This window comes from Povalibacter sp., from assembly GCF_036520495.1.
Classification (GTDB): domain Bacteria; phylum Pseudomonadota; class Gammaproteobacteria; order Steroidobacterales; family Steroidobacteraceae; genus Steroidobacter.
On sequence record NZ_DATDJO010000055.1, the window covers coordinates 79248 to 102791 of the forward strand.

Consider the following 23544-nt stretch of genomic DNA (forward strand, 5'->3'; position numbering starts at 1 on the left):
GGGACAGTTCGACTGACGAGGTCTTGAATCCATGCACTCACCCAAGTTACCCCCACGGATGTTGACCCTATTGCGTGCAACTGCGCTGGCAGCGACGCTGGCCGTATCCTCACTGGTCGGCGCGAGTTCGGCGCTGGCACCCTCGTTCACCCTGCCGTCGCGCAGCGGCGCAGCGGTATCGCTCGACGAACTCAAGGGCCAGGTCGTGATGCTGAATTTCTGGGCCAGCTGGTGCGGGCCGTGCCGTCAGGAAATGCCGCTGCTCGACCAGATGCACAAGCGCTACAGCGCGCTCGGCTTCACCATGATCGGCGTGAACGTCGAAGCGAACACGCAGGATGCCGAGAAGTGGCTCGCACAGACCCCGGTGACCTTCCCCGTCCTGTTCGACAAGGACAACAAGGTCAGCAAGTTGTACGACGTGAATGCGATGCCGAGCACCGTGTTCATCGACCGCAAGGGCAACGTGCGTTACCTGCATCGCGGCTACAAGCCCGGCGATGAAAGCGAATACCTGAATCAGATTCGGGCGCTGTTGAAGGAGTGATCGTGAACGAAGGCTGTAGGCAGAGCAGCAGAGATCCATTTCTGGCGACAGCCTACTGGCTACAGCCCAGGGTCTGCGCGCGCGTCGCCGCCTTGGTGGCGATGTTCGCGCTCTCCGCCTGCGGCAACATCGAGCCGTGGGTCAAACCGTACGAGCGTCAGAATCTCGCCGACCCGGTGATGTCGTTCGACCTGAATCCGATTTCGTCGTCCTACATGGACCACGTTTACGAAGCACGCGAAGGCGCCCGCGGCGCACTGGGCGGCGCTGGCGGCGGCTGCGGATGTAATTGATCGAACGCGTGCGTTCGATCGGCAAACTGGCTCACTGGCAAACTGGTCTACTGGCAAGATGATGACGACAGCATCGAAACGGGTGGACCCGCACTCTGGCCGATGGCCAGTTGGCCAGTTGGCCAGCCACGCCATCGCCTGCGCCCGGCGCTGGCTGTCGATTGCGCTGCTGGGCTTGACGGCGGCGGCCTATCCTCTTGCCTCTTCCGCCGGTGTCCTCCCCGAAGACCGCGCCGACGTGCTCTACCACCGTTACGACGGCGGTGGCGTGACGATTCACGGTCCTTCGGTGCTGGTGCGCAAGACCATGGCCGAGAAGTATTCGGCCAGCGCCAACTACTACATGGACATGGTGACCAGCGCGTCCATCGACGTCGAGGTCAGCGGCGCCAGTGAATACAAGGAAGAGCGCAATCAGTACAGCCTCGGCTTCGACTACCTGCGCGGCAAGACGACCTACAGCCTCGGCTACACGAACAGCGACGAGAATGACTACCAGGCGAGCACGACCAGTTTCGGCATCAGCCAGGATCTGTTCGGCGATCTGACCACCATCAGCATGGGCTTTTCGAAGGGCGACGATACAGTGCGTCGCACGATCGCCGATCCGAACGACGCCGAGCGACGTATCGTGGATCCCGGATTCAAACAGGATGTCGACCGCTGGAGTTACCGCGTCGGCGTCTCGCAGATCCTGACACGCAACATGATCCTCGGGCTACAGCTCGAAGTGATCACGGACGAAGGTTACCTCAACAACCCGTATCGCTCCTTCCGCTACGTCGATCCGGATGACGATCTGCGCTTCCGGCTGGCAACGGAAATCTATCCACACACCCGCACCAGCAACGCCGCCGGCGTCAATGCCCGGTACTTCCTGCCGTGGCGTGCCGCGGCGTTTGGCGGCTATCGATACTTCACGGACACCTGGGGTATCGACGCCGGCACCTTCGAACTCGGTTACATGCACCCGTTGAAAGGCACTCGCTGGACCTTCGAGGCCAGCATCCGCCACTACAACCAGGATCATGCGGATTTCTACGCGGATATTTTCGATCGCGTGGATCAGCAGAACTTCATGGGCCGCGACAAGGAACTCTCCACGTTCGTGAGCAACACGTTCCACGTCGCCGCGACCTACGAGTTCGTTCCGAGCGGCTGGAGATTCATCAAGAAGGGCACGCTGAATCTTTCGTACGATCGCATGCAATTCGACTACGACGACTATCGCGATGCCAGGTACTCGCTGCTGCCGACCGACGATCCCAATTTTCGCGCCGCCGGCACCGAGCAGTTCTATTCATTCGGCGCGAACGTCATCCAGGCGTTCATTTCGGTGTGGTTCTAGCGCGGACGCGCGGACGCGCGGCTGACTGGCAGACTGGCTAACTGGCTAACTGGTCTATTGGCCAGAGATGTCGGCATCTCGCGCTGCCCCGTGGGTTCGACGTCCCCGAGGGGAAATCGAGCCCACAAGAAAAGGACTGACGAAAAGGACTGACGGATGCACCCAATGAACCGGCTCAGCTACGGCACCATTGCCGCGCTGTTCATCTCTTCCCTCGCCGCAGCCTCCCCCTTCCCTACTCGCGATCAGAACCCACTGCTCGCGGGCTACGGCCTGCCCATGCCGATGTCATCGCGTCTCGCGACCGTCACCGAGTGGCAGTGGTCGGCAGACCTCAATTGGGCGAGCACCGCACTCGTTCAGAACGAAGGCGCCGAAAGCCTGCTGGTGGATGCCGAATCCCGCGAACTGCGACTGACGTTCGGTCGGCCACTCAACGATCGCTGGACGGTGCAACTGCAACTGCCGTATCGCCACACCGGCGCCGGCAACCTCGACAACCTCATCGACAGCTGGCATGACTTCTTCGACTTGCCGGAGGGTGAACGACCGCACCTGCCGCGCGATCAGTTCCGGATTGCATATGAGCGCGACGGCGATCTGCTCATCGACAGAACTGCATCGGGCCAAGGCCTTGGCGATATCTCCGCAGATATGGGCTATCAGTGGATCGCCAACGACACCACGTCGGTCGCCGCATGGGCGAGCCTCGAGCTGCCGACCGGCGATGCCGACGAACTGATGGGAAGCGGCGCACTCGATGCTTCGCTCGTCATGGCCGCGGAGCATCGCTTCGGCGATCGCTGGTCCGCCTTCGGCCAGCTGGCGGTGAGTTTTCTCGGCGATGGCGATCTGTTACCGGCCCAGCAACGCAGCATCGCGTGGAGCGGTCTCGCCGGAGTCAGCGTCGCCGCCTGGCGCGGCCTGGAATTCAAACTGCAGTTCGACGGACACAGTGTCGTCTTTGACGATACGCACCTCGACTACATCGGCGACGCATTCATCCTGACGGTCGGCGGTGCGTGGAAATTCAGGAACTGCTGGCAGGTCGACTTCGGCATCAGCGAGGACATCGTGGTCGAGGCGTCGCCGGATATTGTGTTTGTGATTGGAATAGGAAGGCGCTAGCCCCTGGGCACTAGTCCGAGTCAACCTGGAGCCTAATACCCAGAGCCTAGTACCGGGCGCTGGCAGCGCCGGACCTCAATCCAACGCTCTCTCGATCGCCTCACACACCGTTCGCAACACTTTCAGCCGCGCGTACTTCTTGTCGTCGGCTTCCACCACCGTCCAGGGTGCGGCGGCGGCGACGCTCGTGCGACGGATCATCTCTCGTGCAGCGATCTGGTAGTCGTCGTAGTGACGACGGTTCTTCCAGTCCTCGGGATCGACCTTGTAGCGCTTCAATGTGTCGTGGTCACGCTCCTGAAAGCGCTGCAGCTGTTCATCCTTGCTGACCTGCAGCCAGAATTTGTGGACGATGAGCCCGTGCTCGACCAGCTGCTGCTCGAATTCGTTGATCTCGTCATACGCACGCTGCCAGTCGGGTGGCGATGCGAAGCCTCGCACGCGCTCCACCAACACGCGCCCATACCAGGAGCGATCGAAGATCGCGATTTCGCCCTGCTGCGGAACGCGACGCCAGAAACGCCACAGATAGGGATAGGAACGTTCTTCGGGTGTCGGCGCAGAAATCGGCACGACGCTGTACTGACGCGCATCGAGCGCGCTGGTGAGACGCCGGATCGCGCCGCCCTTGCCTGCCGCATCCATACCTTCGAATGCCAGAACTGCGCCGTGCTGACGGAAACGGCTGCGACGAGTAAGCAATGCGAATCGTCCGCGCAGTCGCTCCAGTTCCTCATCGTATGCGTCGTCATCCAGGCGCTCGCCGGGATGACTTCCAGACAACACCTGTCCGGATACTGACATTGCCTTGCGTTTCGCAAATTTCGGCAGCTGCCCACTGAATCCTTCCTCCAGCGCGTCGAGGAGTAGTTTTCCGGCAGCGAACGATCGGCTCTGCGGATCGGTGCCATCGACCACACACCACTCGACGCCCGGTTGATTCGTTGCCTCCATACAGGACTGCGCTGCCGCCTGCACCTGGTCATAGTGCCGCGCGAGCCATCGCTCTTCATGCGTGACCCGCCAGCGGGTCAGCTTGTCTTCGCGCAACTTGCGGATACGGTCCTTCTGCACTGCCTCGTCGACCGTGAGATGCAGCTTCAGGATTCGCACGCCATCGCGAGGCAGCATCGACTCGAACTGACGGATGCGTTGCACCGCGCGTGCCAGATCCTGCCGCGTCCCTTTCGACCGTCGCAGCGCCGGGCGCATCAGATCTTCGTACCAGCCCATGAAAAAGAAGGCGATCTCGCCCCGCGCCGGCAACGCATTCCAGTAGCGCCACATCGCTGGCCACGCCCGCGACGATCGCCGCAGCTTCTGCAACGCGCGTACCTGGATGTGCTTGGGATCGAGCCACTCGAGGAATTCGTTGACGATCTCGCTGCGCCCCGCGGCCGGCAGGCCGGTGACGACGACCGCGAGCGCGAAGGGCTTCTCGTCGTGCAGCCGCTTCTGCGCCGCAAGCAAGGCATCGCGCAACGAGGGGATGACCTTCTCGTATTGCGTCCTGCTCATGCGGCGCGAACCCACTGGCCTCACGATTCGTCGAACAACCTTGCGAGTCATGAGAGCTCCTTGAAGGTCGGGTTGTCGCCTGGGTAGAACGACCAGTGCTACATCAGGCGCGCTTCGCCTTCTTTTCACGTACCGCACTTCGCGCCCCGCGCCCTTCGCGCGGCACCTGCTGAGTAATGCAGTGAATGTTGCCGCCGCCGAGCAGGATCTCGCGCGCCTGCACGCCAATGAGCCGGCGCTCCGGGAACAGTTTCTGCAGTTGCCGGGCTGTCTGCTTGTCCCGCTTCGGGTCGAGCAGTGGCATGACGATCACGGAATTGCCGATGTAGAAATTCACATAGGAGGCCGCGAGCCGTTCGTAAATCCGGCGCGGTGCACCGCCATCCACCACGTCGATGTCTTCCGACTCCGCGCGGGTCCGGTGCAACGGACCCGGCTGATGCAGCTTGTGAATCTTCAGTTTGCGTCCCTTCGCATCGCGCGCTTCGCTCAGCCGCTCGTAGGCATCCAGCGATATCCGGTACTGTGGATCGCGCTTGTTGTCGGTCCACGTCAACGCCACTTCGCCCGGCCGCACGAAGCAGCACAGGTTGTCGACGTGTCCATTGGTCTCGTCGTCGACCACGCCCTTGCCGAGCCAGATGACGCTGGTTACGCCCAGGTATTCGTGCAACAGGATTTCGATCTGGCCCTTGTCCAGATGCGGATTGCGATTGGGATTCATCAGGCATTCTTCCGTTGTCAGCAGCGTACCCTCGCCGTCGACATGGATTGCGCCGCCTTCGAGGATCAGGGGCGCGCGATAGCGATCGCGTCCTTCGACCTCCAGCACCTTGCGCGCCACCAGATCGTCCTGGTCCCAGGGAAAGTAGAGCCCGCCGTTCAATCCGCCCCAGCCATTGAACGTCCAGTCGACGCCACGCACCTGGCCGCGCCGATTGACCACGAACGTCGGGCCCACATCGCGCATCCACGCATCATCGCTCGACATCTCCACGACACGGATGGCATCGGGAAGCATCGAACGTGCCTGAATGTATTGAGCGCTCGAAACGCCGACGCTGACCGGCTCACCGACCGCGACGGCTGTAGCTACCGCCGCGAACGCACGCTGAGCGGGCTTGGCGCCGAGGCGCCAGTTGGAAGGCCGTTCCGGCCAGAGCATCCAGCAGCCGGAATGCGGTTCGAACTCGGCGGGCATGCGAAAGCCGTCGGCGGCGGGGGTCGTCTCGAATGTCGTTGTCATGTGCTGATGTTAACAGGCTGTCCGGCCTGCGTTGCTGACAGCCGCCTTCCCCTCGTCCGGCCCATCGTTATAGAGTAGAACTATTCCGCCAATGCCGGCGATCGGGAGCTCCGCATGACTGCAACGACTCCGCACCGACCGACCTTTCGCGCCGAGCACGTCGGCAGTTACCTTCGTCCGGAACGCCTGCTGCAGGCCGCGCGCGGCATCAAGAGCGGCACCACCACCACCGACCATCTGCACCAGGTTCAGGATGACTGCATCCGCGAACTGGTCACGCTGCAGGAATCCGTCGGCATGAGCAGCGTGACCGATGGCGAATTCCGTCGGCGCGGCTGGAGCGCCGGATTCATCGACGCGGTGCAGGGCTTCGGCATGCGCGACGGAACGCTCGGCTTTCGGGATGAGCACGGCGAGAAGGGCGTGTTGCCCTCACCGTTCGCGAAAGAACGCCTGCAGCGCAGGCACGGGATTGCGACTGACGAATTTCGCTTCCTCCACAGCGTTGCACGCACGGGAATTCCCAAGACCACCATCCCGTCTCCCGACGTCATGCATTTTTTTCTCGGACCGCAGAGCTTCGATGTCGCCGCCTATCCGGACACCGAGCACTACTACGCCGGCCTGGTGCAGATCTATCACGACGAGATTCGCGACCTCGCTGCCCTCGGGTGTCGTTACCTGCAGCTCGACAACACCGCGTTACCCTGCAACTGCGATGACCACGTACGCGATGACGTGCGCCGACGCGGCGAAGATCCGGACGCGCTCACCGCCCGGTACGTGCAGCTCGTGAATGACGTCCTCACCGCCTGTCCGGCGGGCATGGCCAAGGCGACTCACATGTGCCGCGGCAATCTCAAGGGCGCGTGGATGGCGGAAGGCGGTTACGAGGCCATCGCAGAAAAAGTCTTCGGCGACCTGAACGTCGATGCATTCCTGCTCGAGTTCGACACGGACCGCGCCGGTGATTTCCGGCCGTTGCGCTTCGTCCCGCCCCACAAGAAAGTCGTGCTCGGACTGGTCAGCTCCAAGATTCCGACGCTGGAAGACGCCGACGACCTCAAGCGTCGCATCGATGCAGCGGCGAAGCACATTCCCCTGGCACAACTCGGCCTGTCGCCACAGTGCGGCTTCAGCTCGGTGCCCGGATCGGGCCATCCGCTGACGCAGGACGACCAGAAACGCAAAATGGAATTGATCGTCGAAGTCGCACGCGATGTCTGGGGAGAGACCTGAAGAAGCGGCGAAGGAAGTATCCGCAAAGAACGCATAGAACACATAGACGGACAAGGACAAAAGCCTACAAGGGGTCCAAAGGTCCAAAGATCAATTGCCGCCTTTTGCATTTTTATAGCCATTCATCGTCTCGTTCGTTCCATGCGTTCTATGCGTTCTATGCGGTTACTCCCAGTCCCCAATCTCCGTACCTAGCGCTGCAGGAAGCGCTGCCGGTACGCCGCAGGCGACGCACCCACCTGCAAGCGAAAATGGCGGCGGAAGGATTCGGCGGAGCCGAAGCCAGCGCGATTGGCCACCTGTCCGATCGGAATGCGCCCGGACTCCAGCATGTCACGCGCCAGCGCCACCCGCTCGCGCAGCAACCACTCGCCGGGCGCGAGCCCAGTGACATCACGGAAGTGACGCAGCAACGTTCGGGGACTCATGCTCGCCCGCTTCGACAGGGAGGCGATCGAGTGCGGTACGTCCAGGTGCTGGCGCACCCAGTCGAGCAGACGCGAGAGACGACCTTCGTCTTCCGGCGCCACCGGTCGCGGCACGAACTGGGCCTGATCCCCGTCGCGATGCGGAGGAATGACCAGTCGTTGCGCGACCATATTGGCGACGCGCGGACCGTGATCGCGACGCACGAGATGCACGAGCATGTCGAGACCGGCCGCGGACCCCGCTGACGTCATCACCTGCCCTTCATCGACGTAGAGAGCGTTGGACTCGATCCGCAGGGAGGGATAGCGCTGCTGCAGCCGTTGCGTGTAGCGCCAGTGCGTCGTCACCGTCTTGCCGTCCAGAATTCCGGCGGCCGCGAGCACAAAAACTCCCGAGCAGATCGAACAGATGCGAGCGCCACGGTCGTATGCGGCGCGAATCCGGCGCACCAGGTCAGCCGGCGGCGGTTCATCGGCGTCGCGCCAACCAGGAACGATGATGGTGTCCGCCCGTTCCAGAATCGTCAGCGAATACGGCGCCGACACCGTGATCCCGCCCGCCGCGCGCAATCTGCCCCGCTCCGCCGAGCAGACTGCGAAGCGATACCAGGGCACCCCAAGTTCGGGGCGTTGCAATGCGAACATCTCGACCACGCACCCGAACTCGAAAGTGCAGAGCCGGTCATACGCCACCGCAACGACCAGGGGAGCGGCTTTGACAGCGTTTTTCGCCATGGCGCGATGTTACCGTAGGTTGGCGATAGCGCCAGAGGCGGGGTAAGGCCCCAGGCGCTAGGCTCTAGGCACCAGATCAGAAAGAGCGTCAGGTCTTTTTCCCGCTAGGGCCTAGGGCCTAGTACTTTCTCCCCATCCGGAGTGCACATTCATGTCCTCTTCCGTCACCCAGGTCTCCGCCGCCGACAGTGCCAGCGCCTTGCAGCATTTCGAATCCGCTTTGCGCTTCGAAACCGATTGCTGGGATGTCCACGATGCGATGAGCTCCGGCCAGCAGGATTTCGTGCTGCTCGATGTCCGCAGTCATGAGCTGTATGCGCGCGGTCATGTGCCCGGCGCCATCAGCCTGCCGCATCGGAAGATCATCGAGTCGACCATGAACGCGTATCCGGACGGCACGACATTCGTCGTCTACTGCGCCGGCCCCCACTGCAACGGCGCACATCGCGGCGCCATCCGCCTCGCCAAGCTCGGCCGGCCCGTGAAACTAATGATCGGCGGCATCACCGGCTGGATCGATGAAGGCTTCGCGCTTGCGGCGATGGAAGTCTTCGCAAAGAGCGCATGAATATTGATGGCTGCAGAAAGGCACAAGAATCACCAAGAAGCAGACCCTGTATCGCGGATCTGTTTTTGCGATTTTTTCGCCTCTGTGGCCATTTCCTCCCCTCGCCGTCAGAGCTTCTGCGTGGACAGCAGCAGGCTCGTCTCCGTATTCGCGATGCCGTCGAGCAAGCCGATCTGCCGCAGCACGCGGTCGAATTCTTCGAGGTTGTCCGTGCGCAGTTCCGCGACCAGGTCCCATCGCCCGTTGGTGGTGTGCAGCGCCACGACGTTCGGATGACCGCGCAGAGCGCGTAACACCTGCTCGGTCCGGTTGCCTTCCACCGCCACGGTCATGAAGGCACGGATCTGCTGAGATTCGACCTGCGGCCGCACGCGCACGGTGTAACCGACGATCGTGCCGTCCGCCTCCATTCGGCTCAGGCGGTTCTGTACGGTTCCGCGGGCAACCTTGAGCTGCTTTGCCAGCGACGCGACAGAGACTCGGGCGTCGTCCCGAAGCAGACCGATGAGCTGACGATCGATGTTGTCCATGGGCACCTCGCCACGCCGTCTTGGTCAAAATGACACGACATTCTGGCATTTTGCCCAATCGGCCGCTCCTTTTGATCAGTTTTCTGGCTTCTCACTGGCTGGGACTGACGGAAGACTAGGCCCAGGCGGCAATTTCTGGGGAATTCCATGGTCGATTACATCGGCATCGAGCGTATTCACGAACTCATTCGACAGGTCGGCTTGCCGCAGTTCATTGAACAGCTTGCGCACGAGATCGAGGCGGATTACCGGCGCTGGGACGAATTCGACAAGTCGCCGCGCCACGCGACGCATTCGGAAGTCGGCGTGATCGAGCTGATGCCCGCAAGCGACGGCAAGCTCTACGCCTTCAAGTATGTGAACGGTCATCCGAAGAACACGGCCAGCGGCCTGCTCACGGTGACCGCCTTCGGCGTCATGGCCGACGTCGCCACGGGCTACCCGCTGCTGTTGGCCGAACTGACTTACACGACGGCTCTGCGCACCGCGGCCATGTCTGCGCTGGCGGCTCGCTGGATGGCCCGTCGCGACAGCCGCGTCATGGCGCTCATCGGCAACGGCGCGCAAAGCGAGTTTCAGGCCATCGCCTTCCATCATCTGCTCGGCATTCGCGAATTGCGGCTTTATGACACCGACGTGCAGGCGACAGCGAAGCTGGTTCGCAATCTCGCCGCGTTGCCGCTGGCCGGGTTGCGCCTGGTCGTATGCGACTCCATCGCAGCGGCGGTGCGCGGATCCGACATCGTCACCACGGTGACGGCCGACAAGCGCAATGCCACGATCCTCACGCCGGACATGATCGAACCTGGCATGCACATCAATGCAGTGGGCGGCGATTGCCCCGGGAAAACCGAATTGCATGCCGACATCCTGCGGCGACCCGATGCGCGCGTGGTCGTCGAGTTCGAACCGCAGTCGCGGATCGAAGGCGAGATCCAGCAACTCGATCCGGCTTTTCCCGTCACCGAATTCAGCGATGTGGTGAGCCGCAGAGCGACCGGTCGCAGCAGCGAACGTGAAGTCACGATTTTCGATTCGGTGGGCTTCGCTCTCGAAGACTTCTCGGCGCTGCGTTACCTGCAGCGCCTGCATCACGCGCAGCGCGGCAAGCAGCCGAAGCTCGATCTCGTGCCGGATCTGCACGATCCGAAGGACCTGTTCGGCACGATGCGACCGCCGGCCATCCCCCCCTCCCCGGTGGAAGTGCGCCGCGCGAGCGAGGCCGTCGTATGAGCCTGCCCTCACGACGCCACGTCGCGCTGATCGGCGCGCCGACCGATGTCGGCGCCGCGGATCGCGGCTCTTCGATGGGTCCGGAGGCATTGCGCGTAGCCGGCCTGTATCAGGCGCTGACCAATCGCGGACTCAAGGTGATCGATCGCGGCAATCTCGCGGGACCCGGCAATCCCTGGCTGTCGCCGGTCGATGGCTATCGGCATCTGCGCGAGGTCATCGACTGGAATCGCCGCGTTCACGAAGCCGTGCATGCGGAATTGGCCGCTGCGCGGCTACCGATCCTGCTCGGTGGCGATCACTGCCTGGGCATCGGCACCATCAGCGCCGCGGCGCGCTATTGTCGCGAGACGAATCGCAAGCTGCGCGTGCTGTGGCTCGATGCGCACGCGGACTTCAATACCAGCGAACTGTCGCCGAGCGGCAATATCCATGGCATGCCGGTCGCGTGTCTGTGTGGCTTCGGCCCACCGGAGCTGATCGGGATCGGCGGCGTCGTTCCCGCGATCGAGCCAGCATGGATTCGCCAGATCGGCATCCGCAGTGTCGATGCCGGCGAAAAGCGCTTCGTACACGAACAGGGACTGGAAGTCTTCGACATGCGCTTCATCGACGAAGTGGGCGTGCGCGAAACCATGAACATGGCGCTGGCCGACCTCGATGACGACACGCATCTGCACGTCAGCTTCGATGTGGATTTTCTCGACCCGGAGATCGCTCCCGGCGTCGGCACGACAGTGCCCGGCGGCCCCTCGTACCGCGAAGCACAGCTGTGCATGGAAATGATCGCGGACACCGGACGACTCGCCTCGCTCGACATCATGGAACTCAATCCTGCACTGGATGTGCGCAACCGGACGGCGACACTGGCCGTCGATCTGGTCGAATCGCTGTTCGGCAAGAGCACGCTGATGCGACCGCATACACGTCCAGACGCGCACGGCGATTCGATCACTCAACCATCAGCACGAAGCATCCGCCGTTGAGTCCTTGCTGATAATCTCCGGGCATCGGCGGCCCGGAGAACCTCCATGTCCTCGCTTCGGTGGATTCGCATTGCGACGGCGCTTGCCTGCCTTGTCGCACAGACGGTGTTGGCACAGGCGCCCGTCCGTTACACCGTCCTGATCGCTGGCACGAACGCGGGCTCACAAACGAGCACCGTGCATGCGGACGGCGTGCGCGAGTTCACGTTCGAATACAACGATCGCGGCCGCGGCCCGAAACTCAACTCACGGGTGCGACTTGCGGCCGACGGCACGCCGATCTTCATCGATACGCAGGGCAACGATTATCTGAAGGCGCCGGTGCAGGAGTCGTTCACCGTCGAGAAGGGTCTGGCGCGCTGGAACAATGGCGCCGAGAACGACGAGCAGCAGCTGACCGGCAAAGCGTTCTACGTCAGCCTGCAGGCCATCCCCGAAGAAATCGCTCTGCTCGCCAATGCGCTGTTGCGCGCACCCGGACGATCACTGCCATTGCTGCCTGCCGGCACAGCGAGCGTGCAGCGTACCGGCGAGGCGACACTCGAGGAAGGCGGACGCAAGCGGCATGTGACCGCATATGAAGTGTCCGGACTGGGGTTCTCGCCCACGGGTGTCTGGCTGGACGACGACGGCAGCTTCTTCGCCAGCGTCAGCAGCTGGGTCAGCGTGATTCGTGAAGGCTGGGCGTCGACGGCTGCGCAACTTCTGGAGCAGCAGGACAACGTGGATGCGCAGCGCACGCGTGAAACCGCACACCAGCTGACGCAAAAACCCGCGGGACCACTCGCTATCGTCAATGCGAACCTGTTCGACGCCGTCGCGACGCAGTCGCTCCCCGACACGACCATCGTTATCGAAGGCAATCGCATCAAGGCGGTGGGACCGCGCAACCAGGTGCAGGTACCGGCCAACGCCGAGATCATCGATGCACGCGGCAAAGCCGTGCTGCCCGGACTCTGGGACATGCACGTGCACATCCAGTCCGAAGAAGGAATTCAGCACATCGCCGCCGGCGTGACGACCGTGCGGGATCTCGCCAACGATCCCGATCAGCTGCAGGCGATTCGACGCAACATCGATGCCGGCGACATGATCGGTCCGCGCATCATGCGGCTCGGCATCATCGATGGACGCGGCCCGCTGGCAGGCCCGACGAAAATGCTGATCGACAATCCGCAGGAAGCCCACGCCGCCGTCGACACATACAAACAGTGGGGTTACGAAGGCATCAAGATCTACAGCTCGGTCAAGAAGGCTCTGGTGCCGGACTTGATCCGCTACGCACACGGCAAGGGCCTGCGCGTCGACGGACACGTGCCTGCGTACATGACTGCGCGCGAGTTCGTGGAGGCTGGCGCCGATGAACTGCAGCACATCAACTTCGTGTTCCTGAACTTCTTCGACGACGTGCAGGACACGCGCTCGCCCGCGCGCTTCACGGCGGTCGCCGATCGCGCCGCCACGCTCGATCTCGACTCGAAGTCCGTGCGCGATTTCGTGCAACTGCTGAAGGATCGCGGCACCGTGATCGACCCCACGGTAAGCGTATTTCACGGCATGTTCACCGATCGACCGGGGACGATCTCGGCGGACTATGCCGCGATCGCCGCTCGACTGCCGCCCCAGGTGCGACGACCGCTGCTCGCCGGCGGACTACCCGTACCGGCAGGCAAGGATCAGCGCTTTCGCGACTCGGCGCAGGCGCTGCTGCGCATGATCAAGCTGCTCCACGACGCGGGAATTCCGCTCGTGCCAGGCACCGATTCGCTGCCGGGTTTCACGTTGCATCGGGAGCTCGAACTGTACGTCGCAGCAGGCATCCCGGCGCCAGAAGTGCTGCGCATTGCAACGCTGGGCGCCGCGCAGGCAATGAAGCGCGACCGCGACAACGGATCCGTCAGCGTCGGCAAGCTTGCCGATCTGGTGCTGGTCGATGGCGACCCGGCTCGCACCATCAGCGACATTCGCCGCACGTCACTGGTCATCAAGGATGGCAACGTATACGACCCGGCGGCGCTCTATCGCAGCATCGGCGTACATTGAAGCCGCTGAATCGCGCGAATCGCTAATCCCGCGCGACGACGTGACAAGAGAACAAACAAGCACTCTGGGCAACACTCGCATGCACTCAGCGCGCGCAGAATCGCGCCATCGTTCTGGACGCGGAGCGAACTGTGCGCGACAAACGGATGGCGATGCTTGCTGCGGCCCTGGTCGGGCTGATCGATGTCGTGACTGCCGCCGCCCACACCGACGACCCGCCACCGGCGCTCGCGATCTGGCGCGTCCAGCAACTGCCGTTCGAATACAGCAGTGCCCAGACGTTCTACGCCTGCGATTCGCTGCGCCAGAAGGTCCAGAACATCCTGCAACAGGTCGGTGCGCATCGGTCGGTGCAGGTCACGACCCGCTGTTCCGGCCGCCCCACGTCGCAGATCTCGGCCAGCATCGCCGTAGCGACTCCTGTCGAAGCCACCGACGAGAACATCGCGCAGGCCACCACGTTCAGCCCGGAAGCCCGACTGGTCGCCCACCTGCGCAAGGTCACCCTGCCGACGCCGAGGGACCTCGCCCGATTTCAGGCGTCATGGCAAACGGTATCGCTGAGTCGCGGCCGAGGCCGGATGCTCGATAGCGGTGATTGCGGCCTGTGGCGCAGTCTGCGCGAACAGATTTTTCCGCGTATCGCTGTGCGCATCGTGCGCGACCGCATCAACTGCAGCGGTTCTGCATCGCGCATCCAGCCAGACATCGAAGTTCAGGCACTGATCCCGGCGCTGGATGAATCCCCCGTCCTCTGAGCGCCCGAGCACAAATCTGGACGAACGCGTCCTGCACTCGGCACACTCCCGGCCTTGACGCCACGTCGCTCACGCGATACCGGCATCGTCACCCTCATACTCGGGAGCTCCAGAATTCATGAAACGCAGAAAGGCCAGCAAGGCCCTGGAAAACGCTGCGCGCGCCATCTGCGACTCGGACGAATTCGTCGCCCATGCAGCCGGCGTCGCAGCGCTGTATCGCCGCGAGCGCGACCTCGAGGGAACGGATCAGCGAAGGGAGTTGCGCGGCACGCTCAAGTTGCTGCAACGCCATGCCGAAGCCATCGCTGCCTGGCTCGGTGAGGCACAGGCCGGCCGGGGCATCCCGACAGAACGGACTGCGCTGCAGCTGATCGGTGAACAGGGCGGCGACAACGCGATCGTCCAGGCGTGGGCGGAGCGCGTGACCCGCTCGGCGTCGCAGGCCATCGATGACCTGGCCGCGAAGCCGGACGCGAGCAAGGCCGTGCGCATTGCCGCGGACGCGCTCAAGGCCACGTTCGAACATCACAAGCTGAAGTGGTCCACCGCGATCGCCAGGGGACAGGCGGCGCCGGGACTGACCTTGCTTTGTGCCATCGCGCGCGATGCCGGCGATCGCTCACTCACGCCCGTCGAGGTACGCGAGGCATTGCGCGCGCCCCCTGCCGATCAATAACGCATTCGATTGGCGAAGCTGACTACCTGCGCCGCCAGCATCGCAAACTGAACCTGCACTTTTTCGTCGAGGCAATTGCCGGCCTCGTCGAACAGCCGTTCGGCGGTGTTGAGCGTGATGCCGAGCGGCGTCGGCCAGCCACGCAGCGCGTGAACGATGGTGCGCACCGAGGTCAGCGTCGTGCCCGCACCCTGCCAGCCATGCGCCGTCACGATGCAACCGACGGCCCGGTCGTGCAGGTAGGGACGTGGATCGCCGCGCAGGTCTTCGAGCAGATCGATCGCGTTCTTGAGCAGCCCGGAGATGCCTGCGTGATAAGCCGGCGTCGCCAGCACCAACCCATCCGCATGCCGGACGATGTCCACGAACTGCTGTTGAAACTCCGAGCGCAACGCATCCTCGGGTGAGTACAGCGGCAATTTCGCCAGCAGCGGGCCCGCCAGCAGCGTGGTCTTCGCACCGATGCGTTCCGCGGCCTGCAGCGTGGCGGCCAGCGCCCGCTCGGTCGACGAGCCCGGCTTGGTGGTGCCGCCAATCCCGACGATATGAGGCTTGCGCGGTGCCGCCGAAGGCGTGCGATCAGCACTCTCGCTCTGCATGTTGGCCAAGGACCCTCTCCGGTCGTGTCGCGCACTTCGCGGCGGGTATCATGGCACATGGCGTATCGCAGACCGATCGCTCACGCCACGGACGTCGCCGCAAGAAAATCAACAACCGATCACCGGACGCGCATGAGCCAGACCAGCCAGTTCCGATTGTTCGCACAGCGCCGCTTCCTGCCTTTCTTCAGTGCGCAGGCGCTGGGTGCCTTCAATGACAACGTCTACAAGAACCTGCTGCTGATCCTGGCGACGTATCAGGCCACCACGTTCACGAGCATCGAACCACAGGTCCTGACCAATCTCGCCGGCGGCCTGTTCATTCTGCCGTTCGTCCTGTTCTCGGGAATCGCCGGACAGCTCGCCACCCGTTACGACAAGACGCTGGTGCTGAAGGCAGTGAAGGCCTTCGAGATTCTCATCATGGCAACCGCGGCCATCGGGCTCGCGCGTCAGCACATCGGCATCCTGCTCGCGGCGCTGTTCATGATGGGTGCGCACTCGACGTTCTTTGCGCCAGCAAAGTACGGCCTGATGCCGGAGGTGCTGCATGAAACCGAGTTGGTCGGCGGCAACGCGCTGATCCAGATGGGTACGTTCCTGGCGATTCTGCTCGGTACGCTGTTCGCCGGCATTCTCGCCAGTCACGGCAACATCGACGTGATCTCGACGGCGCTGATCGCCATCGCCGTCGCGGGCTTCGTCGCCAGCCTCGCGATTCCCAAACTCCGGCCCGCCGATCCCAGCCTGCGCATCGACTGGCGTCCGTGGACATCGGCCTGGGACAACATCAGCGCGGCACGCGAATCGCGTACGGTCTTCCTGTCGATCCTGGGCATTTCCTGGTTCTGGTTCTACGGCGCGCTGGTGCTCGCGCAGTTGCCGCTGTATTCCAGGGACATCCTCGGCGGCAACGAAGCAGTAGTCACCCTGCTGCTGGTGGTGTTCTCCGCAGGCATCGGCATCGGCTCGCTGCTGTGCGAGCGACTCTCGGGACACAAGGTGGAAATCGGCCTGGTGCCGTTCGGTTCGATCGGCCTCACTGTGTTCGCCGTCGATCTGTACTTCGCTGCGCCGACCACGTTCGGAACCGCACTCCTCGCGCCGCGGGCCTTCCTCGAACAACCTGGTATCTGGCGCGTACTGCTCGACCTGGGCCTGATCGGCGTCTTCGGCGGCTTCTTCATCGTGCCACTGAATGCGCTGGTACAGCAGCGCGCCCGGCGCGAATCCCTGTCACGCATCATCGGCGCGAACAGCATTCTCAACGCCGCCTTCATGGTCGTCGCGGCAGTCTTCGGCGCCGTCGCGCTCGAAGCCGGACTGACCATTCCACAGCTGTTGCTGGCAACCGGCGTGCTCAATGCATTCGTTGCGATCTACATCTACAGCCTGGTGCCCGAATTCCTGCTGCGCTTCCTCGCCTGGCTGCTCGTGCATGTCATGTACCGGCTGAAGACGGAGGGACTGCAGAACATTCCGGATGAAGGCCCCGCCCTGCTGATCTGCAATCACGTGGGCTTCGTCGACGCCATCGTCATCGCCGCCGCATCGCGCCGACCGGTGCGATTCATCATGGAGAGCAGCATTTTCAGGATCCCCGTCCTCAGCACCATTTTCCGCGGGATGAAGGCGATCCCCGTCGCACCTGCCAGGGAAGATCCTGAGGTCTATGAACGCGCCTTCGATCTGGTCGCACGCGAGCTACGCGCAGGTAATCTCGTCTGCATCTTCCCGGAAGGCCGCCTGACAGCCGACGGCGAAATCGCTCCCTTCCGGCCCGGCATGCTGCGCATCCTCGAGGCAACGCCAGTCCCGGTGATTCCGATGGCGCTCAGCGGCCTGTGGAATTCGATGTTCTCGCGCAAGTACGGTCCGCTATGGAATCGCTGGCCCCGCCGCATCTGGGCTCGCATCACGCTGCGCGTCGGTGAACCCATCGCGCCGCAGGAAGCAAATCTCGAATTGATGCGTCAGCGGGTCGCCGAACTGCGCGGACCGAAACCATGAGGAACGGGGAGTAACCGCATAGAACGCAAAGAGCGCATAGATTGGAAGAAGACCACTGGCGTCCTTGCTTTATGCGTTCTATGCGTTCTTTGCGGTTACTCTCTTCTGCGTCTCCCCTGCGCCTGCCAGTAGCGAATCAGCACGAAGCCCGTGGCCATGCCGCCGAGGTGGGCGAAGTGGGCAACGCCCTGCGCTGTCTGCGTGATGCCGAGGTAGAGCTCCAGCAGGCCGTACAGCGTAACGAACAGCCATGCCGGCAGCGGGATGGGAATGGGGATCATGATCAGCTTGCGATGCGGCCAGGCCATACCGAAGGCCAGCAGAATTCCGAACACCGCGCCTGACGCACCCACGACCGGGGCCGGAGGCAGGTTGCCGAAGCTCACGACGATCATGTGCATCAGCGCCGCGCCGACGACGCACACGAGGTAGTACGTCAGATAGCGCCTGGCACCGAACAATCGCTCCACCTCGGAGCCGAACATGAATAGCGCGAACATGTTGAAGAACAGGTGCGTGAAGCCGCCATGCATGAAGCCATAGGTCAGCAACTGCCAGATCTGAAACGGTGGCCGTTCCAACTGGGGCGGCCACAATGCAAAGTAATATTGCATGAACGGCCCCAGCAGGTACTGCAGGCCGAACACAACAATGTTCGCAAGGATGAGGGCTTTGTTGACGGGCGTGAGGCGTTCGAACATCGCATGAGTATGCGGGTGCCCGTCCACAATTCAAACCGAATCTCGGCAGCACAGGCCCAAGGGACCCGTGACCTGCTCTTAAAAAAATGCCCGCTCAGGGAGCGGGCAATCAGGGGTCGAAACAACGCGAATCAACAACTGAATTGTTCAGGCAGCGTGTGCCGGAGCCGCGTGATACGGACGCCAGGGCAATCCGAGATCGCGCGCGACCGCTTCGTGCGTGATCGCACCGTCGAAGACATTCAGGCCATTGGCGAGATGCGGGTCGAGCGCCAGCGCCTTCTGCGTACCGTGGGCAGCCAGCGCCTTCACATAGGGCAGCGTCGCGTTGGTCAGCGCGAACGTCGATGTGCGCGGCACGGCGCCGGGCATGTTCGTCACACAGTAGTGCACGACGCCGTCGACGACGAAGGTCGGGTCGGCATGCGTCGTCGGCCGGCTGGTGGCAAAGCAGCCGCCCTGGTCGATGGAAATATCTACCATCACCGCCCCCGGTTTCATCTTGCTGACCATGGCCCGCGTCACGAGCTTGGGAGCCGCAGCACCCGGGACGAGCACTGCCCCGATCACGAGATCAGCCCGGGTAACGAGGGATTCGATCGCCTCCGCCGTCGACGCCACGGTTTTGAGCTTGCCGCCGAAGATCGCGTCGAGAGTGCGCAAACGCTGCAGCGACTTGTCGACGATGGTCACATCCGCACGCAGACCCACGGCCATTTCTGCGGCACACGAACCGGACACGCCACCACCGAGAATCACGACCTTCGCTGGCGCGACGCCCGGCACGCCACCAAGAAGCACGCCGAAACCGCCATTCGCCTTCTGCAGAGACACCGCGCCGACCTGCACCGACATGCGGCCCGCAACTTCGCTCATTGGCGTCAACAGCGGCAGCGAGCCATCGGGCGCCGTCACTGTTTCATAGGCCATGGCCGTCGCACCGGATGTCATCAACGCCTTCGCCTGCGCGGCATCGGCCGCGAGATGCAGGTACGTGAACAGTGTCTGGCCACGACGCAGCATCCTGCACTCTGAAAGTTGCGGTTCTTTGACCTTGACGACGAGATCCGCAGCGCCGAACACATCGGACGCGTGGGCGACGATCGTCGCGCCCGCCGCCTGATAGACACCATCGTCCACACCGATGCCCGCCCCTGCGGCGCTCTGGATCAATACGTCGTGACCTGCCTCGACCAGTTCGCGCACTCCCGCCGGCACGAGGCCGACGCGATATTCGTGATTTTTGATTTCCCTGGGAACGCCGATACGCATGCGACCTCGCCCGAAGCGGCTGTTGAGAGGGCCACAGTAGGCGTCGACCGGCGCGAGTAACTTGCACAGTCAGGCGCGAACGACGGGTTTTGTGGCAGAATCCGCCACGATCCCGACCTTTGACGAAGGATTCTTGCGCATGCCACTGGACCGCTTCGACCGCGCCATCCTGCAGGCGCTGCAACTCGATGGCCGCATGACCAACAGCGAACTGGCCGAGCGAGTCAGTCTTTCCGAGTCCGCCTGCCTGCGCCGCGTCCGCGCGCTCGAAGAATCAGGCCTGATCGAGGGTTACACCGCACGCATCAATCAACAGCGCGCGGGCTGCCCGGTGAACGTATTCGTGAACATTACGCTGGATCGCCAGGATGAAGTCGACCTGCGCAAGTTCGAAGAAGCCGTGCGCAAGATCCCCGAAGTCATGGAGTGCTACCTCATGACCGGCGACTACGACTACACCGTCCGCGTCGTCGTCGCCGACACCGCCGACTTCGAACGCGTTCACAGCAAACACCTGACGCGATTACCTGGCGTCGCCCGCGTGCATTCCAGCTTCGCCCTGCGCACCGTGCAGAAGTCGAAGGAACTGCCGATCAGGTAAGATCCGGAGAAGAACAAAGTAACCGCATAGAACGCAAAGAGCGCATAGACAGAAGTCTGAACGACGTTACGGACAGACGTCACTGGACAAGGGAGGTCCGGGTGGATATCAGGGATATCAGGGACATCAGTAATCTCGTTCGCCAGACCGCGTTCGACATTCACGCATTCCATGGCAACGGACACCTGGAGCGGGTCTACGGTAACGCGCTAGCTCATCGACTGACCAGGAGCGGAGTGCGCGTGGTGCAGCAGCACCCGATCCGCGTGTTCGATGAGGACGGCACGCTGTTGGGCGATTACATTGCCGACCTGCTGGCAGAACAGACTCTGATCGTCGAACTGAAAGCTGTGCGCACGCTCAGACCGGAGCACGCGGCACAGATGCTCGCCTATTTGAAGTCCACAAGAATCGAGCATGGACTGCTTATCAACTTCGGTTCTTATCGCTTCGAGATCAGGAAGTTCGCTCTGAATCCCGCGAGACGCAGATCAATCGGATCCGACTAACCGCGAAGGCGATGGAGTGCACGACGATTCGACGCGGGTATCAGCCGCACAATCCTTGTTCATTTTTTGCGTTCTATGCGTTCTTTTCGGTTACTCCCTCTTCATTACTCCGCCGAACGAGGCGCAAGGAACGCATGTCCGCGGATCGACACTGCCTTGATCAGCACCCAGATCGGCATGCCGATGCGCAGTGCCAGCGACTGGAGTGCTGCGCGTGTCACGCGCGCGAGGACGATCGAGCCGCCAATGTCGACGCTGACCAGATCGGTGTCGATATCGTCGGGTGCGATGGCGGCAATGCGGCCGGCGAGGATGTTGCGCACGCTGAGGCCTTCCGGCGGGAAGGTTGCGAGAATGACATCGCGAGCGAGCACCTGGACGCGGACCTGGGCGCCGGGGCGTGCATCGCGGAGCGTTACGCTTAGTGTGCCGTCGCCAACCTGCACGGCTGCGAGACCGGTCTGCGGATCGGCCGCGACGATGGCGCCGCTGACCACGGAGCCGACGGCTTCGGCGCCGACGATGGCGCGCAACTCCGGATGCAGGCTCATCTGCTCCACGGCGCCCTGCGCCACGATGCGACCCTCGCTCATCAGCACGACATGCGTGGCGAGGCGCAGCACTTCATCGAACTGGTGGCTGACGAAGACGATGGGGATGGACAGCTCATCGCGCAGTTTCTCGAGATACGGCAGCACTTCTTCGCGACGCGCCGCATCCAGCGACGCCAGCGGCTCGTCGAGAAGCAGCAGGCGCGGTTGCGACAGCAGCGCGCGGCCGAGGGCGACACGCTGGCGTTCGCCACCGGAGAGATCGCGCGGTCGTCGTCGCAGCAGATGGCCAAGACCGAGCAATCCCACGACGTGATCGAGACTGATCTGTCGCTGCGACGGTGGTGCACGTCGCTCGCCGTAGCGCAGGTTGCGCAGCACGTTGAAATGAGGAAACAGCCGCGCGTCCTGGAAGACATAGCCGATGCGCCGGCGCTCCGCCGGAATGCGGGTGCCGGCGTGCGTGTCTTCGAGCGTGACACCGGCGATCTCGATGTGCGCGGATTGCGGTTCGAGCAGGCCGGCGATGATGTTGGCGAGCGTGGTCTTGCCGCAGCCCGACCGTCCGAACAGCGCGACGGTGCCCGCTGCGGGTACATCGACCGCGACGTCCAGGGTGAACTCGCTGCGCTGGAGCCGGGCGAAGATCTTCACCCTAACGCCCCAGCATCCAGCGCAGGCGCCGTGCAATCAATTCGGCGGCGATCAATCCGGCGAGGCCCAACGAGAACGAGATCGTCGCGAGGCGCGCCGCCAATGCATCGCCACCCGGCGTCTGCAGCGCCGTGTACAGCGCGAGCGGCAACGTGCGCGTTTCACCCGGAATGTTGGAGACGAAGGTGATCACGGCGCCGAACTCGCCGAGGCCTGCCGCGAACGCGGTGATCGCGCCGGCAAGAATCCCGGGCAGCATCAATGGCAGAGTGATCGTCCAGAAGCGGTCCCACGCGCCGGCGCCCAGGGTGCGCGCGGCCTCTTCCAGTCCGGCATCGACCCCTTCGAGGGAAATGCGAATGGCGCGGACCATGAGTGGAAACGTCATGACCGCCGTCGCAAGCGCTGCGCCGCTGCTGGTGAAAATGAGCTGAATGTCGAAGGTACGATCCAGCCAGCCACCAATCGGCCCGCGCGTGCCGAAGAGCAGCAGCAGCAGGTAACCCACCACGACGGGCGGCAGCACGAGCGGCAGATGCACGAACGCATCCAGCACGATCCGCCCGGTAACGCGACGACGCGCCAGTATCCAGGCGACCAGCACGGCGAGCGGCAGCGCGAACAGCACGCTGCGCGTTGCAACTGACAGGCTCAGGCGTATGGCGTCGAGTTCAGCGGCGGTCATCGGCCAGCAGTCATCGGTTATCGGTGAAGTTCCGTCAGCGAATATCGCAGTCCGGGTGGCGGACGCGGCGCAGTATAAAGTGCCGCGCAGTTAACTTTGCGCAATGAAACCCGCGACACGGGCAGGGCACAGGTTTCGACCGTAGCCAAGCCGCACTGCCACACCTTATATTGAGCACCGATCAGCGATCTCCGCGGCAGATCGCCGCGCCGACGCGGTCACTAGCGGCGAATAAAGACATGAGGGGTATCCAATGAAGATCCGATTTCTCGCCGGCCTGACGCTGGCAGGCCTGCTGAGCGCCAGCTTCGCCAATGCGGAATGCCTCTATCCCAAGGCGCCGGGATCGATGCCAGATGGCGCCACCGCGACCGAGCAGCAGATGGTCGACGGCATGAAGGCCGTGAAGGAATACAACAACCAGGTCACCGCCTACCTGAGCTGCCTCGACATGGAAATGCAGGCGCGCATCGACGCGGCCGGCACCGAAGCCCCCGCCGATCAGATCGCCCAGATCAAGGCAATCCAGGCCAAGCGTCACAACGCCGCCGTGGAAGAACTGGAAGCTCACGCCGCCCGCTTCAACGAGCAGGTGAAGGTCTACAAGGGACGCAGCAAGAAGAGCTGATCCTCGTTACGCACCTGCGGGCTCACCGACGCCCGGCCCCTCCACGTGAGCGGCC

At 63.0% G+C, this 23544-nt stretch carries 24 protein-coding genes; 15 read left to right on the forward strand and 9 right to left on the reverse strand.

The window, feature by feature from the left end:
- Positions 1-31 precede the first annotated feature (31 nt).
- The 4 genes from VIZ63_RS18860 to VIZ63_RS18875 all read left to right on the forward strand — a co-directional run bounded on the left by VIZ63_RS18860 (position 32) and on the right by VIZ63_RS18875 (position 3316).
- Positions 32-547 carry a TlpA disulfide reductase family protein gene (locus VIZ63_RS18860; RefSeq protein WP_331611265.1) on the forward strand — a complete coding sequence of 172 codons (516 nt, stop codon included), beginning with the start codon at positions 32-34 and terminating at the stop codon, positions 545-547.
- 101 nt (positions 548-648) lie between these two features.
- Positions 649-840, forward strand: a complete 192-nt coding sequence (locus VIZ63_RS18865; protein WP_349261229.1) for a DUF4266 domain-containing protein — start codon at positions 649-651, stop codon at positions 838-840.
- Positions 841-958: 118 nt separating this feature from the next.
- Entirely contained in the window at positions 959-2188 is a 1230-nt protein-coding gene (locus VIZ63_RS18870; RefSeq protein ID WP_331611267.1) for a DUF3570 domain-containing protein, read from the forward strand.
- Between the two features lie 165 nt (positions 2189-2353).
- Positions 2354-3316, forward strand: coding sequence for a DUF3187 family protein (locus VIZ63_RS18875; RefSeq protein ID WP_331611268.1), 963 nt, complete (start codon positions 2354-2356; stop codon positions 3314-3316).
- 75 nt (positions 3317-3391) lie between these two features.
- Here the strand turns inward: VIZ63_RS18875 and pap are convergent, their stop codons facing one another.
- Positions 3392-4834 (reverse strand): polyphosphate:AMP phosphotransferase, encoded by a 1443-nt coding sequence (gene pap / locus VIZ63_RS18880; protein WP_331611269.1) that lies wholly within the window; start codon positions 4832-4834, stop codon positions 3392-3394.
- 103 nt (positions 4835-4937) lie between these two features.
- A complete protein-coding gene (gene aguA, locus VIZ63_RS18885) occupies positions 4938-6080 on the reverse strand; it encodes an agmatine deiminase (protein ID WP_331611270.1) in 1143 nt (380 codons plus the stop codon).
- Positions 6081-6194: 114 nt separating this feature from the next.
- Here aguA and VIZ63_RS18890 point away from each other — a divergent pair, with 114 nt between their 5' ends.
- Complete coding sequence (locus VIZ63_RS18890) at positions 6195-7319, forward strand: 5-methyltetrahydropteroyltriglutamate--homocysteine S-methyltransferase (protein WP_331611271.1); 1125 nt, start codon at positions 6195-6197, stop codon at positions 7317-7319.
- A gap of 191 nt (positions 7320-7510) precedes the next feature.
- Here VIZ63_RS18890 and ftrA read toward each other — a convergent pair whose 3' ends face one another.
- On the reverse strand, positions 7511-8482 hold the full coding sequence (ftrA, locus tag VIZ63_RS18895; RefSeq protein ID WP_331611272.1) for a transcriptional regulator FtrA: 972 nt from the start codon (positions 8480-8482) through the stop codon (positions 7511-7513).
- 151 nt (positions 8483-8633) lie between these two features.
- On the opposite strand from ftrA, the gene VIZ63_RS18900 reads away from it, so the two are divergent.
- Entirely contained in the window at positions 8634-9050 is a 417-nt protein-coding gene (locus VIZ63_RS18900) for a rhodanese-like domain-containing protein (protein ID WP_331611274.1), read from the forward strand.
- Positions 9051-9157: 107 nt separating this feature from the next.
- Here the strand turns inward: VIZ63_RS18900 and VIZ63_RS18905 are convergent, their stop codons facing one another.
- The gene (locus VIZ63_RS18905; protein ID WP_331611276.1) at positions 9158-9580 is read right to left on the reverse strand and encodes an Lrp/AsnC family transcriptional regulator; all 423 of its coding nucleotides are present in this window, start codon (positions 9578-9580) and stop codon (positions 9158-9160) included.
- Positions 9581-9727: 147 nt separating this feature from the next.
- On the opposite strand from VIZ63_RS18905, the gene VIZ63_RS18910 reads away from it, so the two are divergent.
- The 5 genes from VIZ63_RS18910 to VIZ63_RS18930 all read left to right on the forward strand — a co-directional run bounded on the left by VIZ63_RS18910 (position 9728) and on the right by VIZ63_RS18930 (position 15279).
- Entirely contained in the window at positions 9728-10813 is a 1086-nt protein-coding gene (locus VIZ63_RS18910; protein ID WP_331611277.1) for an ornithine cyclodeaminase, read from the forward strand.
- Positions 10810-11799, forward strand: a complete 990-nt coding sequence (gene rocF, locus VIZ63_RS18915; RefSeq protein ID WP_331611279.1) for an arginase — start codon at positions 10810-10812, stop codon at positions 11797-11799. Before VIZ63_RS18910 ends, rocF begins: the two co-directional genes overlap by 4 nt.
- A 45-nt stretch (positions 11800-11844) precedes the next feature.
- The gene (locus tag VIZ63_RS18920) at positions 11845-13842 is read left to right on the forward strand and encodes an amidohydrolase family protein (RefSeq protein WP_331611281.1); all 1998 of its coding nucleotides are present in this window, start codon (positions 11845-11847) and stop codon (positions 13840-13842) included.
- Positions 13843-13973: 131 nt separating this feature from the next.
- On the forward strand, positions 13974-14600 hold the full coding sequence (locus VIZ63_RS18925; protein WP_331611282.1) for a hypothetical protein: 627 nt from the start codon (positions 13974-13976) through the stop codon (positions 14598-14600).
- A gap of 118 nt (positions 14601-14718) precedes the next feature.
- A complete protein-coding gene (locus VIZ63_RS18930) occupies positions 14719-15279 on the forward strand; it encodes a hypothetical protein (protein ID WP_331611283.1) in 561 nt (186 codons plus the stop codon).
- Here VIZ63_RS18930 and VIZ63_RS18935 read toward each other — a convergent pair.
- On the reverse strand, positions 15273-15878 hold the full coding sequence (locus VIZ63_RS18935; RefSeq protein WP_331611338.1) for an NAD(P)H-dependent oxidoreductase: 606 nt from the start codon (positions 15876-15878) through the stop codon (positions 15273-15275). The genes VIZ63_RS18930 and VIZ63_RS18935 overlap by 7 nt on opposite strands.
- Positions 15879-16010: 132 nt before the next feature.
- On the opposite strand from VIZ63_RS18935, the gene VIZ63_RS18940 reads away from it, so the two are divergent.
- A complete protein-coding gene (locus tag VIZ63_RS18940; RefSeq protein WP_331611284.1) occupies positions 16011-17888 on the forward strand; it encodes an MFS transporter in 1878 nt (625 codons plus the stop codon).
- A 95-nt stretch (positions 17889-17983) separates the two neighbouring features.
- Here VIZ63_RS18940 and VIZ63_RS18945 read toward each other — a convergent pair whose 3' ends face one another.
- On the reverse strand, positions 17984-18589 hold the full coding sequence (locus VIZ63_RS18945) for a rhomboid family intramembrane serine protease (protein ID WP_331611286.1): 606 nt from the start codon (positions 18587-18589) through the stop codon (positions 17984-17986).
- Positions 18590-18736: 147 nt separating this feature from the next.
- Positions 18737-19861 (reverse strand): alanine dehydrogenase, encoded by a 1125-nt coding sequence (gene ald / locus VIZ63_RS18950; RefSeq protein WP_331611287.1) that lies wholly within the window; start codon positions 19859-19861, stop codon positions 18737-18739.
- A gap of 139 nt (positions 19862-20000) precedes the next feature.
- On the opposite strand from ald, the gene VIZ63_RS18955 reads away from it, so the two are divergent.
- Together VIZ63_RS18955 and VIZ63_RS18960 are read left to right on the forward strand one after the other, a co-directional pair.
- Positions 20001-20462: an Lrp/AsnC family transcriptional regulator gene (locus VIZ63_RS18955; protein ID WP_331611288.1), complete on the forward strand. Its 462-nt coding sequence runs from the start codon at positions 20001-20003 to the stop codon at positions 20460-20462.
- Positions 20463-20563: 101 nt separating this feature from the next.
- Positions 20564-20971 (forward strand): GxxExxY protein, encoded by a 408-nt coding sequence (locus VIZ63_RS18960; protein WP_331611289.1) that lies wholly within the window; start codon positions 20564-20566, stop codon positions 20969-20971.
- A gap of 104 nt (positions 20972-21075) precedes the next feature.
- On the opposite strand, the gene modC is transcribed toward VIZ63_RS18960, so the two are convergent.
- Both modC and modB read right to left on the reverse strand, forming a co-directional pair.
- Positions 21076-22176 carry a molybdenum ABC transporter ATP-binding protein gene (gene modC / locus VIZ63_RS18965; protein WP_331611290.1) on the reverse strand — a complete coding sequence of 367 codons (1101 nt, stop codon included), beginning with the start codon at positions 22174-22176 and terminating at the stop codon, positions 21076-21078.
- A gap of 1 nt (position 22177) precedes the next feature.
- Positions 22178-22861, reverse strand: coding sequence for a molybdate ABC transporter permease subunit (gene modB, locus VIZ63_RS18970; RefSeq protein ID WP_331611291.1), 684 nt, complete (start codon positions 22859-22861; stop codon positions 22178-22180).
- 253 nt (positions 22862-23114) lie between these two features.
- On the opposite strand from modB, the gene VIZ63_RS18975 reads away from it, so the two are divergent.
- Positions 23115-23489 carry a hypothetical protein gene (locus tag VIZ63_RS18975; protein ID WP_331611292.1) on the forward strand — a complete coding sequence of 125 codons (375 nt, stop codon included), beginning with the start codon at positions 23115-23117 and terminating at the stop codon, positions 23487-23489.
- Positions 23490-23544: the final 55 nt, after the last annotated feature.